The organism is Lachnospiraceae bacterium (assembly GCA_025758065.1).
In the GTDB taxonomy this organism is placed as follows: Bacteria; Bacillota; Clostridia; order Lachnospirales; family Lachnospiraceae; genus Enterocloster.
The window spans coordinates 168,341-182,937 of record CP107199.1; the positions used below are offsets into that span (position 1 = coordinate 168,341).

At 42.7% G+C, this 14,597-nt stretch carries 15 protein-coding genes and 1 pseudogene; 1 reads left to right on the top strand and 15 read right to left on the bottom strand.

Annotated features, from left to right (window positions below; translation table 11 throughout):
* Nucleotides 1-35 precede the first annotated feature (35 nt).
* From OGM16_00780 to yqeC, 10 genes and pseudogenes are all read right to left on the bottom strand, one after another.
* Nucleotides 36-1,250: a transaldolase family protein gene (locus tag OGM16_00780; protein ID UYJ46851.1), complete on the bottom strand. Its 1,215-nt coding sequence runs from the start codon at nt 1,248-1,250 to the stop codon at nt 36-38.
* A 720-nt stretch (nt 1,251-1,970) separates the two neighbouring features.
* Nucleotides 1,971-2,231 (bottom strand): annotated as a pseudogene (locus OGM16_00785) (IS256 family transposase).
* A 225-nt stretch (nt 2,232-2,456) separates the two neighbouring features.
* On the bottom strand, nt 2,457-2,813 hold the full coding sequence (rplT, locus tag OGM16_00790) for a 50S ribosomal protein L20 (GenBank protein UYJ46852.1): 357 nt from the start codon (nt 2,811-2,813) through the stop codon (nt 2,457-2,459).
* 29 nt (nt 2,814-2,842) lie between these two features.
* On the bottom strand, nt 2,843-3,040 hold the full coding sequence (gene rpmI, locus OGM16_00795; GenBank protein UYJ46853.1) for a 50S ribosomal protein L35: 198 nt from the start codon (nt 3,038-3,040) through the stop codon (nt 2,843-2,845).
* 29 nt (nt 3,041-3,069) lie between these two features.
* Nucleotides 3,070-3,564, bottom strand: coding sequence for a translation initiation factor IF-3 (gene infC / locus OGM16_00800; GenBank protein ID UYJ46854.1), 495 nt, complete (start codon nt 3,562-3,564; stop codon nt 3,070-3,072).
* Between the two features lie 451 nt (nt 3,565-4,015).
* Nucleotides 4,016-4,339 carry a DUF1540 domain-containing protein gene (locus OGM16_00805; protein UYJ46855.1) on the bottom strand — a complete coding sequence of 108 codons (324 nt, stop codon included), beginning with the start codon at nt 4,337-4,339 and terminating at the stop codon, nt 4,016-4,018.
* Nucleotides 4,340-4,508: 169 nt separating this feature from the next.
* Complete coding sequence (locus OGM16_00810; protein ID UYJ46856.1) at nt 4,509-6,146, bottom strand: hypothetical protein; 1,638 nt, start codon at nt 6,144-6,146, stop codon at nt 4,509-4,511.
* Nucleotides 6,147-6,149: 3 nt separating this feature from the next.
* Complete coding sequence (locus OGM16_00815) at nt 6,150-7,556, bottom strand: MATE family efflux transporter (protein UYJ46857.1); 1,407 nt, start codon at nt 7,554-7,556, stop codon at nt 6,150-6,152.
* 54 nt (nt 7,557-7,610) lie between these two features.
* Entirely contained in the window at nt 7,611-8,228 is a 618-nt protein-coding gene (locus OGM16_00820; GenBank protein UYJ46858.1) for a nucleotidyltransferase family protein, read from the bottom strand.
* A 38-nt stretch (nt 8,229-8,266) separates the two neighbouring features.
* Complete coding sequence (gene yqeC, locus OGM16_00825; protein UYJ46859.1) at nt 8,267-9,061, bottom strand: selenium cofactor biosynthesis protein YqeC; 795 nt, start codon at nt 9,059-9,061, stop codon at nt 8,267-8,269.
* A gap of 865 nt (nt 9,062-9,926) precedes the next feature.
* Between yqeC and OGM16_00830 the strand changes: the two genes are divergently transcribed.
* Nucleotides 9,927-10,211 carry a DUF2325 domain-containing protein gene (locus OGM16_00830; protein ID UYJ46860.1) on the top strand — a complete coding sequence of 95 codons (285 nt, stop codon included), beginning with the start codon at nt 9,927-9,929 and terminating at the stop codon, nt 10,209-10,211.
* Between the two features lie 173 nt (nt 10,212-10,384).
* On the opposite strand, the gene OGM16_00835 is transcribed toward OGM16_00830, so the two are convergent.
* The 5 genes from OGM16_00835 to OGM16_00855 all read right to left on the bottom strand — a co-directional run bounded on the left by OGM16_00835 (nt 10,385) and on the right by OGM16_00855 (nt 14,548).
* Nucleotides 10,385-11,557 (bottom strand): aminotransferase class V-fold PLP-dependent enzyme, encoded by a 1,173-nt coding sequence (locus OGM16_00835; GenBank protein UYJ46861.1) that lies wholly within the window; start codon nt 11,555-11,557, stop codon nt 10,385-10,387.
* A gap of 11 nt (nt 11,558-11,568) precedes the next feature.
* Nucleotides 11,569-12,402, bottom strand: a complete 834-nt coding sequence (yqeB, locus tag OGM16_00840; GenBank protein UYJ46862.1) for a selenium-dependent molybdenum cofactor biosynthesis protein YqeB — start codon at nt 12,400-12,402, stop codon at nt 11,569-11,571.
* 64 nt (nt 12,403-12,466) lie between these two features.
* Nucleotides 12,467-13,087, bottom strand: coding sequence for a sulfurtransferase-like selenium metabolism protein YedF (gene yedF / locus OGM16_00845; protein ID UYJ46863.1), 621 nt, complete (start codon nt 13,085-13,087; stop codon nt 12,467-12,469).
* A 56-nt stretch (nt 13,088-13,143) separates the two neighbouring features.
* Nucleotides 13,144-14,169, bottom strand: coding sequence for a selenide, water dikinase SelD (selD, locus tag OGM16_00850; GenBank protein UYJ46864.1), 1,026 nt, complete (start codon nt 14,167-14,169; stop codon nt 13,144-13,146).
* Nucleotides 14,170-14,173: 4 nt separating this feature from the next.
* Nucleotides 14,174-14,548 carry a LysR family transcriptional regulator gene (locus tag OGM16_00855; protein ID UYJ46865.1) on the bottom strand — a complete coding sequence of 125 codons (375 nt, stop codon included), beginning with the start codon at nt 14,546-14,548 and terminating at the stop codon, nt 14,174-14,176.
* Nucleotides 14,549-14,597 lie beyond the last annotated feature (49 nt).

Below are 14,597 nucleotides of genomic sequence, written 5' to 3' on the forward strand. Positions count from 1 at the left end.
TTCCTGATATGCTGCGACAAACTGTGTGAAGAATGCTACAAACGGGGATACTCGTAGAGATTCTCCCAGGTGAGAAGTCCCTCGTCCGGTGTACAGATTGCTTTGTTGAATACATCGCTGGTCTTCAGAACCTCCAGGTATTTCTCTTCTACCGGCTGATTCATGAGAGAATCGAATGGAGTCGGCTCTGCGTCAAACTGATTGATCTTTCCGGTAACCGTAGTAATCAGAACAGGTGCGCCGCCAACCGGTGCAAAGGAATTCTGAATGTGCCACGGTCCGCGGACTGCGGCAGTCATAATGGAAAGGTTCTTGTAACCTTTTTCAGCCAGAAGCCGGTAGGACTTTCTAATCACAGCTTCGGCACCGTGTTTCGCAATATCCTTGGCATTCTCAACACCCTTTGCTTCCAGTTCCTTTGCGATCTGATCATCCAGCTGGTCGCCCATCAGAACCAGGTATCCGTTTTTCTTACCCTTGCTGAGAATTTCAGCAAATCTCAGGTGCTGGGTTACAGTAAAGTTCAGGGTCATACATAATTTGTAATTCTTTTCCAGAAGAATGCGGGCAGCTTCCAGAGCGGCTTCCACAGCCGGGAGCTTGAATACTACGTTGGGCTCCTCTACACCGAGTTCCTTTTTCATGGCGTCATACCAGAACTCCACCTGCTTAATCATAGCGTCTGTATCCTTGATATCGCGCGAATCTACCTGCATGCACACAAAGCCGTACTGCTTGTTGGTTGCCTTGAAAATGGGATACAGGGCTCTTGCGCTGATGGCGCAGACCTTAGTGAACATCTGCGCTGCCATAACAGCAGGTGTGGCACCGGCATTTTCCCGTTTGATTTCGGCAATCAGCTCCTGGTAATAATCCGGAAAATCTTTCTTGAAAAGCTGAATTTTGCAGGGGTTGCTGGTTACCCAGCGGGCGCCTCTTCTTAAGGAGTGTGTCAATCCGGAAGCATAATCATGCCCCCATACGGTATTGGCCTTTCCTTCTTTATTCAGATCGCACAGCTTCTTCGTTGCGCTGGAAGCGATGGCTTCAATTTCCTTTTCGCCCTCTGCAGCAGCTTCGGCAGCGCCAAAATCCTTTGCGAACGCAAGAAGATCGTTGGAAGCAGCTGTAATATCCTCTGCTTTTACCAGGTCAACCAGAACCCATTCAGCCAGCCAGGAGCGAAGATCTACGGCTACGTCTACGGCTGTTTTCAGATAAAAATCTTTTCCCTCCGGATTGTCTGCCATCAGGGCCTTGAGCTCGGTTTTAAGAGTCTCTAACTGTTTGGAAAATCAGCAGCTGACTCCGGAAACAGAATCGGATTGCGTTTTTCAATTAAAAACTGGTTCATATCGAATCCTCCTTTTGTGTAATATGTACTCTCGGAGTCTTTCATGCACTTGCCTTTGCGGCCGATTTTTCGCCAGTCGCACCCGAATTTTATCAACGTACGCACCGCGTACGCCTCAAAATTTGGGCACAATTGACAAAAAATCTTCTCGCAAAATCAAGTACAAAAAGATTCCGAGAGTACATTAATTTGATGATTTAGCACTATTCGCACAAATTTGGTTTCTTTTTCAACCGTTACTTGAATTTTATGCTTCAAAATTCTGTATGTCAATAGAGAATATACAAAAAAGATGGTTTTTAAAAAGCCAGAAACGCAGTAAATAATAGGGTTTGATGAATATTGTACATAATTATATGAATAATTATAATATATAAATGAATAAATATAAAATCCTGAAAAAACGGAAATTTTGGTTCAAAACAAACCAGGCGCGGAAATAACAAAAGAAAATGGGTTAGCTAAAATCAACCAAAGAATTCCGGGTGTGGGATTCCGGAATGCACAGTGTATAAAAAACCGAAAAATAACAAATTAAATTCTGAAATTGGTAAAGACGTTGTACAAAATATACAATACGGTTTATTTAAAACCAGTTGCATATATCTCTGATTCCTTCTACCTTTGGCGGCATAGCCCATATATTCCAAAACTTTGCTGTCTTTCTTCGAAAGGTTCTTCCTTCTCCAGGCATCATTGCTTGAGATTCTTTTCCAAACAACCCATTTAAAAAGAACTGCAATTCCTTAGATTCATTATTTATTTTATGTGTCGACGATGTTTTGCAGCTCTTACAAAACCAACGTTGCTAACCTGCTTTTGTCTTTCCTGATTTAACACATTTTTTACCACAAATAGGACAATTTACTTGATTCATTTAACCTTCCCTCCATGGTTCTAATTTTAAGGAAGATTAAATGCCTGCAAACCCTTTATTTTCAAGAGCTCACAGTACTTTCTATCAACACGTTTTGTCCTATAAGTCCCAATTTCAACATTATTTGTGGGCATCTGTTGATCTATATGCACAAAAAAAGCACCGGCAGACAACTTTTTGTGTTATCTTCCAGTGCTTTATGAATATCTTTATCTTCTGAACAGATTAAGCAAGCTTGCTCTTTGCCAGTTCTGCTAACTTAGCAAAACCTTCTGCATCGTTGATAGCCATATCGGACAGAACCTTACGGTTTAAATCAACCTCAGCCAGCTTTAAGCCGTACATGAACTTGCTGTAGGACAGACCATTGATACGAGCTGCTGCGTTGATACGAGCGATCCACAGCTGTCTGAACTGTCTCTTTCTCTCTTTTCTGCCTGCATAGGAGCTGGTCAGTGCGCGCATAACGGACTGCTTAGCAACTCTGTACTGCTTAGAACGAGCGCCTCTGTAGCCCTTAGCCATCTTCAGGATTCTATTGTGCTTCTTCTTTGCGTTTAAACCGCCTTTAATTCTTGCCATCGGTAATTCCTCCTTCTACAATTTAAAACTTACAGATATGGTAAAATCTTCTTCATTGCCTTTACGTTAGTAGCATCGGTAACGATATCTTTTCTAAGATTTCTCTTTCTCTTAGTAGACTTCTTAGTTAAGATGTGAGACTTGTAAGCTTTATTGCGGACTAACTTACCGGTTCCTGTCTTTTTAAAGCGCTTTGCTGCAGCTCTGCTGGTTTTTAACTTTGGCATTGTAAATTTCCTCCTTAAAACTTTCTATTTTAACGTTTTGCAGTTAAAAACATAACCATGCTTCTTCCTTCCACTTTTGAGGGCTTATCTACTACTGCGATATCAGCCAGACTCTCAGCGAAATCGTCCAGAATGTATTTTGACTTAGACATATGTGCCATCTCACGACCGCGGAAACGAAGAGTTACTTTTACTTTGTCTCCCTTTTCCAGGAACTTTCTTGCAGCTCCCACTTTTGTATTCAGGTCGTTGGTATCAATATTCGGGGACAAACGAACTTCTTTTACATCAATTACTTTCTGTTTCTTGCGGGCTTCCTTTTCCTTGCGGGCAAGCTCGTAACGGTATTTTCCGTAATCGATGATCTTACATACCGGCGGTTTAGCAGTTGGTGCGATCTTTACCAGATCTAATTCTGCCTCCTGTGCCAGCTTGAAAGCATCTCTTGCAGACATGATTCCTAACTGTTCACCATTTTCACCGATCAGTCTTACTTCTCTGTCTCTGATCTGTTCGTTAATCATTAATTCGCTAATAGTCGTACACCTCCATAGTCATGTTTTTGAATGAAGAGCAAAATAAATAAAGCGGATAGCCAGTGCCATCCGCATAAAATACATAATCTTCCACTGAAACCTTTTACAGCCGTAAAAGTAAAACCGAAACATTCCGTTTTTTATTTGCTACAGTGTCTGAAATATGAACCCGGGTCACTTACTCGTGCCAGGGTGAGGCGGATATACCTGCTTTCCTGTCAGTCGTTCTCACAACTTTTATTACTATACTCTTTTTTATTTCATTTGTCAATACTCTTTTTAACTTTTTATTTTCGTGTACAGTTCAGCCATGCGCTGGTTTGAATGAGAAAGTGTGTTGCAAGCTTGCTTGCATAAGCAATTTTTCATCCAAACCTGCATATGGTGAACCCACCATGCTTCTTGTTTTCATGAATATGGAAACAAGAAGATGTCATGGCTAAACTGTAACTTTCCGTGTAAAAGTACCGCAGCAGGTCTCCCCGCAGTCACAGGCTCCTTCGCCCCGGATGTCGATCTTACCTGCACAGCAGCAATGATCCTCATTATGGCTGCAGTTATCAGCATCACAAACTACATCCAGCTTAGATTCCGGTGTTTTAAAAAGGTTCTTAAAAACACCGCCAGTGTTTTCAGAAAAGCTTGCGCAGCAGGTATCATCTGCACATTTTGCATCTGCGCCTTCTACATTAATAGAGCTTTTACAGCAGTAGCCTTCTGAGTTGTGTACACAATTATTTGCGCTGCATTCCAGTTTTGTCATGTCTGGTCCCTCCTGAATTTTCATGATTCTTCAACGATCTTATACTGTTCCCGGATACTACGTTTCGTAAATAACTGTACCAGGAACATATTTCATAGTTACCAGACTATTATGTTTCAAAACTTCATTTTTATTCTTTTTTATTATTTTAATTCTTTTGCTGCTCTTTTTACTGTACTTTCCTGTTCATGGCCCGAAGATCCTTGGTACAGGTACTTTCTGTGCCATCCATATGGTACATATCACCCTCTGTGATCCAGGTATACACTTTTACATCATCTATGTAAACTTTTCCCGTTCCCTGGACTGTAAAGCTTACTTCACTGATGGAAATACCCGGAAATGTCAGTTCTAGGATCTGCGGGGCTCCTGCCGGTACAGTCTGGCTCTTTTCTCCGCCCCGGACTGTAACCCGGCAGTTTCCATCTCCTTCCAGCCAAAACCTTACATGTGCCTTTTTCCCATTTCCACCTGCAGACCGTTTTTTTATATTCTGGGAAATTTTTCCAAAAGAAGGAATAACAGCCATTTTATTTCCATCCCGCTCTTCTATATAACTTCCGCTGGAGAAGTCCCACCCCTGTTTATCCAATGCAAACTGCGGATTATAAAGCTTATTATCCCCATAGTCCCTGTAGGTCCAGATGGCATATCCAAGGGTCTTTGCCTTAAAAATATCTGCCACACCATCCAGATAAGCACTTTTTTCCGATTCTGTCAGCTTTGCATTCTGCTCAAAGCCCGGAGTATTGTCTGTAAATAAGAACTGGTCCACATACAGCTTCTTACCACCGTTTGCAGCAGACAGCCGGTCTAAGTTCTGTCCTGTACCAGCCAGAGCCTGGGCTGCGCTTAATTCCTGTCCATTGCTTTCAAAGCCCATAGCGACACTATACATAGCACTGGTAAAGCTGGAAGAGCCACAGGTAAATGTGGCATCATGAAACACTCCTTCCAGTGTACCGTCCGGTCTTTTCACCGGATCGATATCCAGGCGTACTTCCATGGAAAGATCTGGAAATACGGCCTGTGTTTCTGCTAATATCTTATTTAAAAAATCATCATAAAACTTGTAAAAAACTTTTCGGCTATAGGTATTTAAACTATCCGGCAAATATACATCCTCATATGTTTTAAAGGTATCCTGATACATTTCTTCCAGTTCTTCTAATGTATAATGTTCTTTTACATACTGGGTATAACCGCATTTTGAAGCCATTTTCCTTCCTGCTAACCCGCTTCCGTAAAAAACACTGTTTTCTGCAAAATTCCAGAAATCTTCCCATGTGATAAAGCCGCCGCAGAAATTTTCATGAACTGCCGCTCTTTCATACAAACGCTTTGCATATTGGATCCATGCCCGTTTTGTTCCATCATCATACAGCAGCTTTTCATAACGTTCCAGAACATTATCACCGCTGTAATAATCCCAGGTATAACCTACACGCAGCATAACTTTAAGATTCTGCCTCTGCGCTGCTTCCATAACGCGGTCAAACTTTTCCCAGGCATAGTCATTATAACGCTGCGGATTCATGGACGGCTGGAATTCCCGCCATGGGACCACCAGGATAATGCTGTTAAATCCATCCTCTGCGATTTGTTTTAATTCTTCCTCCATATGGTTGCTTTCACTGTTCCAGAAGTTAATTACCCATTCATCTGAATAATAAGTAGCAGACTTTAAATAGCCATTTTCACCATTTCCATAGTCAGATGCTTTTTTAAATCCGCTGCAGAACAGAAAGGCAGACGCTGCTGCAATGAGAACAGCGCCTATTGTAAGCTTTTGTACTTTTATCTTCATTTGTTATTTTCCCCGTTGGTTGTTTTCTCTTTCCCCACGGCTAAGTTCCAGCCATACTGTACATAGCATAGTGATAAAGCAGGCTGCTCCGCCGATGAAATTGGATACAGGCTCAGCCATAAGGATACCGTCTGTTCCCAGATGGAAAATAGAAGGCAGAATGATGATCAGCGGTATTACAATGATCACTTTGCGGAAAATAGAGAAAAACACTGCATTCTTCGCTTTTCCAAGGCCAACAAAAATAGACTGGCCTGCAAACTGGAAAGCCATCATGAAAAAGCCGAAGAAATAAATACGCATGGCAGGTATTCCCGCATCTACCAGGTCACCGTTGCTGTTAAAAATACGGATAAAGAAACCAGGGAATGTATGGACGATAAACCACATTCCAAGGGTATATAAAACAGATATGGCAGATACAAACACAATAGCCTTTTTCACACGTCCATATTCTTTTGCACCATAATTATAGCCCATGACCGGCTGGGAACTGTGTGTAATGCCCTGGACCGGCATGGAGATCACTTCTCTGACTGTATTAATAACAGTCATGATACCTACATACAGATCGCCTCCTGTTTTCTGGAGCATGGCATTATACATGACCTGAACAGAACTGTTAGTGATAGACATGGTAAAACCACTCATTCCAAGACCGATGATCCGGAGGACTCTGCTGCGTTTTAACTTCATGGCATCCTTTTTAAGCTTTAAGATCGCCTTAGGGCCTGTAAGGAATTTTAAGATCCATATAGCTGAGATCAGCTGGGAAAAGATCGTAGCCAGTGCTGCTCCCTGAACCCCCATATGAAAAAAGAAAATAAATACTGGGTCTAACAGGATATTTGCAACTGCACCTAAAAGAACCGTCATCATACCGATGGTGCCAAAGCCCTGGGAGTTAATAAAGCTGTTCATTCCAAGGCCAGTCATAACAAAAAGATTTCCAATGAGGTAAATGGTGATATAAGCATCTGCATACCCGATGGTGGCGTCACTGGCACCAAATAAATACAGCATAGGCCGTTTAAATATCAGTCCCACTACAGTAAGGATCAGGCCTACAATGACCATCATGGCAAAGGAATTTCCCATAATGGCTTCTGCTTCTTCGTTGTTGCCTCTTCCTCTTTCAATAGAGCATAAAGGCGCACCGCCCATACCAAACAAATTGGCAAATGCAATGACAATGGATATGATAGGAAGGCAAAGTCCCAGCCCGGTTAAAGAAAGAGTTGCCTCATCCTTTAGCTGCCCAATATAAAGGCGGTCTACAATGTTGTAAAGCACATTGATCAGCTGGGCCAAAGTCATAGGCACAGCCAGCTTTAATATATTTACAACAATACTTCCTTTGGCAAAGTTATTTCTTTCCTGTTTTTCTTCTGTCTCTTCTTTCTGTCCCATTTTTTCTCCCCTTATGTGTTTGTGTTGTCTGCTTTGTCTGGATGTGCCAAACTGTTATGAATGTTCCAGTTCCAGGCGCAGCTGCTTAAGATCCGCCGGATGATCGATATCCCTTAATTCCCGCTCATCCACTTCCATCATCCAGATATCTTCCGGATGCTCCTGCATGATCTGTCGTCCGCCCTGATCGCCTTCCAGGGCAAGAAGTTCCTTTTTATATTTTCCGGCAAACAGATTGGGACTGCCTCTGTGCCCCTTTGCACATACACAGCCGATTCCTTTACCGCTTTTTAAAAAGCCACGGACAAACTCTGCTATGGTCTCCCCCCTCATACATGGCTGGTCCGCTACAAAATAGAGGAATGCATCCGTGTCTTTCCTTGAAACTTCCGTTCCCAGCTTTAAAGATGCTGTGATCCCAAGATCACTGTCCTCATTGAAAATACGTTCTGCTTCAGGAACCCGGTCAAAAGAACCGGATAAGACTCTTTCATACTGGCTGATCAGAAAAAGTTCACACCGGATCTTGTCCTCTGCTAAAAGCCTGGCTGCTTTCTGCAAACTTAACAGCCCATGGAGATACAGCGGTTCGCCCTGAAATTCTGTTAGCAGCTTGTTTGTCCCATACCGCTTTCCAAACCCAGACGCCATATAGATCAGCGATACATTCATTTACACTCCTCCTTTATCTTTAATGTTCTCCCGGAATCTTAAAATAAGTCAAAAGAAGATTCTTCATACATTTTTCCTGTTAATATTCCCTGCTCTTCTCCAGCTGACTTTAAAATGTATTTCCCCTGTTCTTCTGCTTCCTTTGTATCTGCCTGGTTCAGCGCCATGATCACCAGAGAGTCTGAAAATACTTTTCTCAAAGGTTTCAGATATCCTTCCCTCATGAGATAAGCCATTTTTTCCTCTGTCATGATCCAGTGCCCGTTTTTTTCCTCATCTTTCAATTTTAAGAGGGCTTCTGACTGGTTTAAACGAAAACAACAGCTGTCTGACTGTTTTCCAATGGCACCAAGGCCATAGATACAGATAATGACACTGGAATTTTCCGGTATCACCGGCTCATTTTCCCCTGGAACTTTTACTGGAAGACGTTTAGATCCATCTGCTTCTATAAGCACAATATCTGCCAATGCCGCAGCCTGTTTGTAAAAATCCTTATCCCAGAAAGCAATCTTTCCATCCTTTACAGGGCGTCCTGCTACTGCGATGGATTCTTTCTCAAGCATGCTTCTTACCATTTCCAGATCCCGTTTAAAAACTGCAAAATGTTCTGGCTCTGCCATGTGGGTCGTGGTCATTACCAGTACCTTTAACCCTCGTTCTCTCCCTTCCCAGGCAAGACGGCGGATATATGAAGTTTTTCCTCCGCCTCCTGCAAATGAAAGGATGACCGGATGATCTTTTTGTGTGCGGAGATGTCTATCTATGGAAAGGGCCATCCACAGTGCATCTGTCTGCGTCCAGCTTCCCCCATTTTTTACTGAAATCCTCAAAACAATTCCCCCAAAAATTTTGCCATTTGATACATTCTAACATACTTTTTTCAGACCGTAAAGAAATCTGCACTTTGAAGACACAAATGGAAATACAAATAAATCTACAAAAACAAAACGCAAAAAGACCCAAAACAGGTTTCCGGAAAATCCGGGCTGCTTCAGGTCCTTTAAGTTTCTTTAAATCTTATATTACCTAAGAAATTATTTTCTACAGATTACTTTATACATATCATAAGCCAGAGTTCCAAATACAAATGCTACTGTGATTGCTGCCATGTTCTTATCTTCCTTTCTGAGTCATAGTTTTTATAGTTACAGTTCAGCCATGCGCTGGTTTGAATGAGAAAGTGTGTTGCAAGCTTGCTTGCATAAGCACTTTTTCATCCAAATCAGCATATGGTGAACCCGCCGTGCTTCTTGTTTTCATGAATATGGAAACAAGAAGATGTCATGGCTGAACTGTAACTTTTTATGGATCAATTGCTGTTTTATTGCTTGTTTAATTTCTTTCTTAACTCTGAACATAGTATAACCTAAAAATTTTTTTGGTACAATCCGCAAAAATAATAAGGTTTTCGATAAAATCTAAATCTTTTTGTATATTGTGCAAAAAATTTTAGTTTTAACAAACCTGCCAAATTATTAACGTATTTTGAGAAAACTTATCATTTAACTCTATAGACATTTTCCCATAAATCATGTATGATTTTACCATGGTTAGTTAAAGCTAACTTCATTTAAACAAAACATATTACTTATCATTTCCCCATACATATAGTAATGAACATGTTCTCAATACGTCCGTATGTTTTCCGGGGTATAAGATTCCGAGAGGACATACCATTTAAAAGGAGGCTGCATTATGAGCGTTGTTATCATCGGCGGACATGACCGTATGGTCAGTCAGTATAAAAAAATCTGTAAAAACTATAACTGCAAAGCAAAGGTATTCACCCAGATGAGTGCCAGTCTGGACAAGCAGATTGGAAGACCTGATCTTTTAGTTCTGTTCACCAATACCGTTTCCCACAAAATGATCCGCTGCGCCTTAGATGAGGTCAATGAAAATGAAACTGAGATCGTTCGCTGTCATACCAGCAGTGGTACTGCCCTTACTGAAATCTTAATGCAGCACGTTCCGGCATAAAATCCTATAAACATAAAAAACAGGACTGTTTCCATCTGATCATTTCACCTCCAGACAGGTGTCAATGTCAGTGGCCACAGTCCTGTTTTGCAGGTGATATTGACGTCTTTTATCCCTGCATACTGATATCCATTACAGGTCAGACACCATATGCTGATCCGGTTAAACCGCAGCTAATACTCTTTCAGCGCCTGCACTGCACATTCCACCTGCTCTTCTGTATTAAAATGAGAAAAGCTGAAACGCACAGCTCCCTGATCCACAGTTCCTAATGCGCCATGCATCAAAGGTGCACAATGGCCACCGGAACGGGTGTCGATCTCATATTCTGCTGACAGATAGTCACTTATCTCCCCTGAATCTTCTTCTCCCAGATTCAATGATACAATGGCAGCTCTGTCTTTCTGTGAAAAATCCCCATAAATACGGATATCCGGGATTTCCTTTACCTGTTCATAAAAAAGCTTCATCAGCTTGTGTTCTCGGTTTCTTATAGTATCAATCCCTTCTTCTTTAATATAAAGAAGAGCGGCCCGCAATCCGGCGATCCCGTGACCATTTAAAGTTCCTGCTTCCAGGGCTGTCGGCATCACTGACGGATGTTTTTTTTCAAAAGTAAGGATACCGCTGCCACCTGATAACAGTGGTTTTATGCCAAGACCTTTGCGCACGCACAGACCTCCTGTTCCCTGAGGCCCCATAAGACCTTTATGACCTGTAAAACACAATACATCTATATGGCTTTCTTGCATATTGACAGGAAAATGTCCTGCTGTCTGGGATGCATCTACAATAAACAATGCCCCGGCCCTTTTGCACCACTCTCCTATTTTCACCAGATCCGTACAATTTCCTGTAAGATTAGATGCATGGGTCATGACCACTGCCCTGGTCCCCGGAGTGATTGCCGCCTGTAAAGCTCTGTAATTCAGCTTTCCCTGACGTTTTACCCGATTTTTTTCCTCTTCATCAGCATTTTCTTCTGCCTTCTCACAGCCAACGATGACCAGCTCTGCTCCCAGCTTTTCCATTTCATAAAGAGGACGCAGAACACTGTTATGTTCTAAAACAGTAGTTACCACACGGTCACCCGGCCTGATCAGGCCCTTTATGGCAATATTTAAGCTTTCTGTTGAATTAGCAGTAAAAGCCACCTGCTCCGGACCATCTCCATGGAACATTTCCGCTAAAAGAGCCCTGGTCTCATAAATTACCCTGGCTCCCGTAAGTGCTTCTTTATAAGCTCCCCTGGAACAGTTTCCCATACTGGAAATGGCCTCTGCTACTGCCTGCGCCACACAGGGCGGACGGTAAAAAGAAGTTGCCGCACTATCTAAGTAGATCATAGATATTCTCCCTAATATCCCTGTTCATTTTCCAGCATCATCAGCCCTTCCAAAACTGAGCCGCCGATGTTTCTTGCCTTATCAGAAATAGTAAAGCAGTTTTTATACTCGCTCTCTCTCGGATCAATATCTGCGATCTTAAATCCTGTAGTTACCGGATAAGCATCCCGTATCAGGCCCCGCACCAGACCGGTAAGAGTTGCTTCCACCTTCACCTCTTCTCCGTTTTCTGTGCAGATCACAGCAATCGTCTGCCCTTTTTCCACCTTATCACCGATCTTTACTCTGCCGTAAAGCTTTCCTTCTGCCGGTGAATGGATGACCCTTTCTTTACCATATCCACCGATGATACCGGGAGTTCCTGTATTAGGTGCTGCCGGTCCTTCTTTGATAATACGGCCAAGATTATGTCCTCTCTGGGTCTCAACTACCAGGTCCACGTCTTTCCCTGCACTGAAACCCGGCCCCAAAGCAATGGTCTTATCTGCCATCATTCTGCTGGTCCCCAGATTTTTCTTTGCCAGAATGGCATCTACCAGAGCCCATGGCCGTACCTGCTTTAATATATCACAGTCAGGATCCACTAAAAGAGGCACTTTCTTTTGCTCTTTTAATACTTCTTTTGCTTCTTCCCAGGAATCCACCTTTATGCAGGTCACATCCTCTACTTTGCTTTCCCCGTCATAAACAGCTTCCGAAAGAGCCACCTGACGGCGGATCGCAGACGGAGAAGTGGTTTCTAATATCACTATCGGATAACCGCTGTGGAACAGGCGGCTGATCGTTCCGGTAGCAATATCTCCCCCTCCTCTTACAAGTATAAGCTGTTCCTTCCTCTGTATCATGTTGCTGTCTTCTCCTTCAATATGAAATGTACTCGTCCATTTTCCTGATTTCTGACCTGTTACATTATGGGCGTACTACTACGCTGGCTTTGGTCATTTTCTCTACGATCTCATACATATTGGTAACGCCGCCTACCTGACGTTTTTCAGCTATTCCATAATGATTTAAACAGGTACCGCAGGTAAGGATTTCCACACCCTGTGCCTCTAAAGTCTTAAGATCTTCCAGATTATCAGAGCCTTCACAGGATAAGAATGCGCCGCTGTTGTATAAAAGAATGGTCTCCGGCAGCATATCCTGCTGAGTCAGTGCAAATACAAAGCCTTTCATCAGAAGCTTTCCTAATACTTCATCTCCCTGTCCCATCTGGTTTGAAGAAAGAACAACTACCATACCTTTTCTTCTGCCATCTGGTGTGCAGGTCACTTTCTCTGCTGCCGCTGGTGCCTGAGCTGTTTCTCCATTTCCTTCACCTGTAGTAATGGTAACTAAAAATTCACGCTCACCTGTCTTTTCAGAGCATACTGCAAAACCTTTGTGGTCTGCCATTTTGGTTAAATTCTGTACTGCGATCTCATTATCTACTACAACCTCTACTTTTTCTCCTGGTGCGGATGACTCTAATGCTTTCTTTGCTTCAATAACTGGTAATGGACACTGCTTTCCTCTTTCATCTAATCTCATGTTTTTCTTCCTCTCTTTCCATAAAATGTTCTTCCGGAGTCTTTCCTGCACTCATTCTACTGGATGATAACCGCTTTTTCCTGCTTTGGCAGTATCTCTCCTACTACACCGCAGGGAAGTCCCATTTTTTCAAGCTCTTCCATAATTGCAGGAACATCTTCTTTATCTACAGATGCCAGCAGTCCTCCTGAAGTCTGTGGATCGTATAAAATCTCTTCTGTTGCAAAGGAACAGTTTTTAAACTCCACCTTATCCTGCACATGATTTCGGTTTCTCTGCGCAGCCGCTGTAAGATAAAATTCTTCTACATAATCCTCACATTCCGGGATATAAGGTATTTTTTCCTTATCAATCCTTGCTGTAGCCTGATCTGTGACCATTTCACAAAGATGCCCTAAAAAACCGAATCCGGTTACATCAGTACAACCGTGAAGGCGGTATTTACGAAGGATTTCCGATGCGTATTTATTTAAAGTAGTCATGGATCTTACTGCCAGCTCATATGCTTCTTTGGAAGCCGCTTTCATACGGGATGCTGTACATACAATTCCCACGCCAAGAGGTTTTGTAAGGATCAGTGCATCTCCCACCTTGCAGCCGCTGTTGGCAAATACCTTATCCGGGTGGATCACACCTGTTACAGACAAACCGTATTTTACATCACTGTCTGCAATAGAATGACCTCCGGCAAGTACGCCTCCGGCTTCCCTTACCTTTTCACTGCCTCCTAACATGATCTTTCCCAGGATGTTTAAATCCATGGCTTCCGGGAAGCATACGATGTTTAAGGCAGTTTTTACATCTCCGCCCATAGCATAGATATCACTTAAAGCATTGGCTGCTGCGATCTGACCGAAAATATAAGGATCTTCCACCATAGGCGGGAAAAAATCCAGTGTCTGGACAATTGCCAGATCATCTGTGAGCTTATACACTGCTGCATCATCAGAACCGTCAAAACCGATAAGCAGGTTTGGATCATAGGTTTTTGGCAGATTATTTAACACTTTTGCCAGGATTCCCGGTCCCAGCTTTGCAGTACAGCCGCCTCCTTTACAGAATACGATCTCCTGTGGTTCCATAATATCACTCCATTTCTTTTATTTTTTCTACCGTTTCCTCTGAAAAATACTGTGCAAACAGCTGGTCTAACTGTTCCTCTGCATCCTGTTTAAATCCCACATATGCCTCGATCAGTCCTTTTGCCTGTGGTGTCAGCCTGGAACCGCCGCCGTCTTTCCCCCCGGCCTCACGGTCTGTAAGGGCAAATCCCCATTCTTTTTCTGCCCCTTTTAACATCTTCCAGGCTTTGCTGTAAGCCATATTCATGTTTTTTGCCGCCTTTTGCAGGGAACCGGTGCGCTCCACCTCCCTAAGGAGCATGACCATTCCCGGTCCAAAAGCTTTTTCTTCAAAATACAGCCTCAGTGACATTCCGTAGTGAAGCCTGCTTTCCCCCATTCCCATTCTCCTTTCGTTATTTTCGTTTGCGAATAACGCTTTAACAAAA

Excerpts from the sequence above, each read along its gene's own strand:
- OGM16_00835 (UYJ46861.1), bottom strand. The coding sequence starts at position 11,557 with ATGATCTACTTAGATAGTGCGGCAACTTCTTTTTACCGTCCGCCCTGT.
- selD (UYJ46864.1), bottom strand. The coding sequence starts at position 14,169 with ATGGAACCACAGGAGATCGTATTCTGTAAAGGAGGCGGCTGTACTGCA.
- OGM16_00820 (UYJ46858.1), bottom strand. The coding sequence starts at position 8,228 with ATGAATGTATCGCTGATCTATATGGCGTCTGGGTTTGGAAAGCGGTAT.
- yedF (UYJ46863.1), bottom strand. The coding sequence starts at position 13,087 with ATGAGATTAGATGAAAGAGGAAAGCAGTGTCCATTACCAGTTATTGAA.
- rpmI (UYJ46853.1), bottom strand. The coding sequence starts at position 3,040 with ATGCCAAAGTTAAAAACCAGCAGAGCTGCAGCAAAGCGCTTTAAAAAG.
- OGM16_00780 (UYJ46851.1), bottom strand. The coding sequence starts at position 1,250 with ATGGCAGACAATCCGGAGGGAAAAGATTTTTATCTGAAAACAGCCGTA.
- OGM16_00855 (UYJ46865.1), bottom strand. The coding sequence starts at position 14,548 with ATGGGGGAAAGCAGGCTTCACTACGGAATGTCACTGAGGCTGTATTTT.
- infC (UYJ46854.1), bottom strand. The coding sequence starts at position 3,564 with ATGATTAACGAACAGATCAGAGACAGAGAAGTAAGACTGATCGGTGAA.
- rplT (UYJ46852.1), bottom strand. The coding sequence starts at position 2,813 with ATGGCAAGAATTAAAGGCGGTTTAAACGCAAAGAAGAAGCACAATAGA.
- OGM16_00805 (UYJ46855.1), bottom strand. The coding sequence starts at position 4,339 with ATGACAAAACTGGAATGCAGCGCAAATAATTGTGTACACAACTCAGAA.
- OGM16_00815 (UYJ46857.1), bottom strand. The coding sequence starts at position 7,556 with ATGGGACAGAAAGAAGAGACAGAAGAAAAACAGGAAAGAAATAACTTT.
- yqeB (UYJ46862.1), bottom strand. The coding sequence starts at position 12,402 with ATGATACAGAGGAAGGAACAGCTTATACTTGTAAGAGGAGGGGGAGAT.
- OGM16_00810 (UYJ46856.1), bottom strand. The coding sequence starts at position 6,146 with ATGAAGATAAAAGTACAAAAGCTTACAATAGGCGCTGTTCTCATTGCA.
- OGM16_00830 (UYJ46860.1), top strand. The coding sequence starts at position 9,927 with ATGAGCGTTGTTATCATCGGCGGACATGACCGTATGGTCAGTCAGTAT.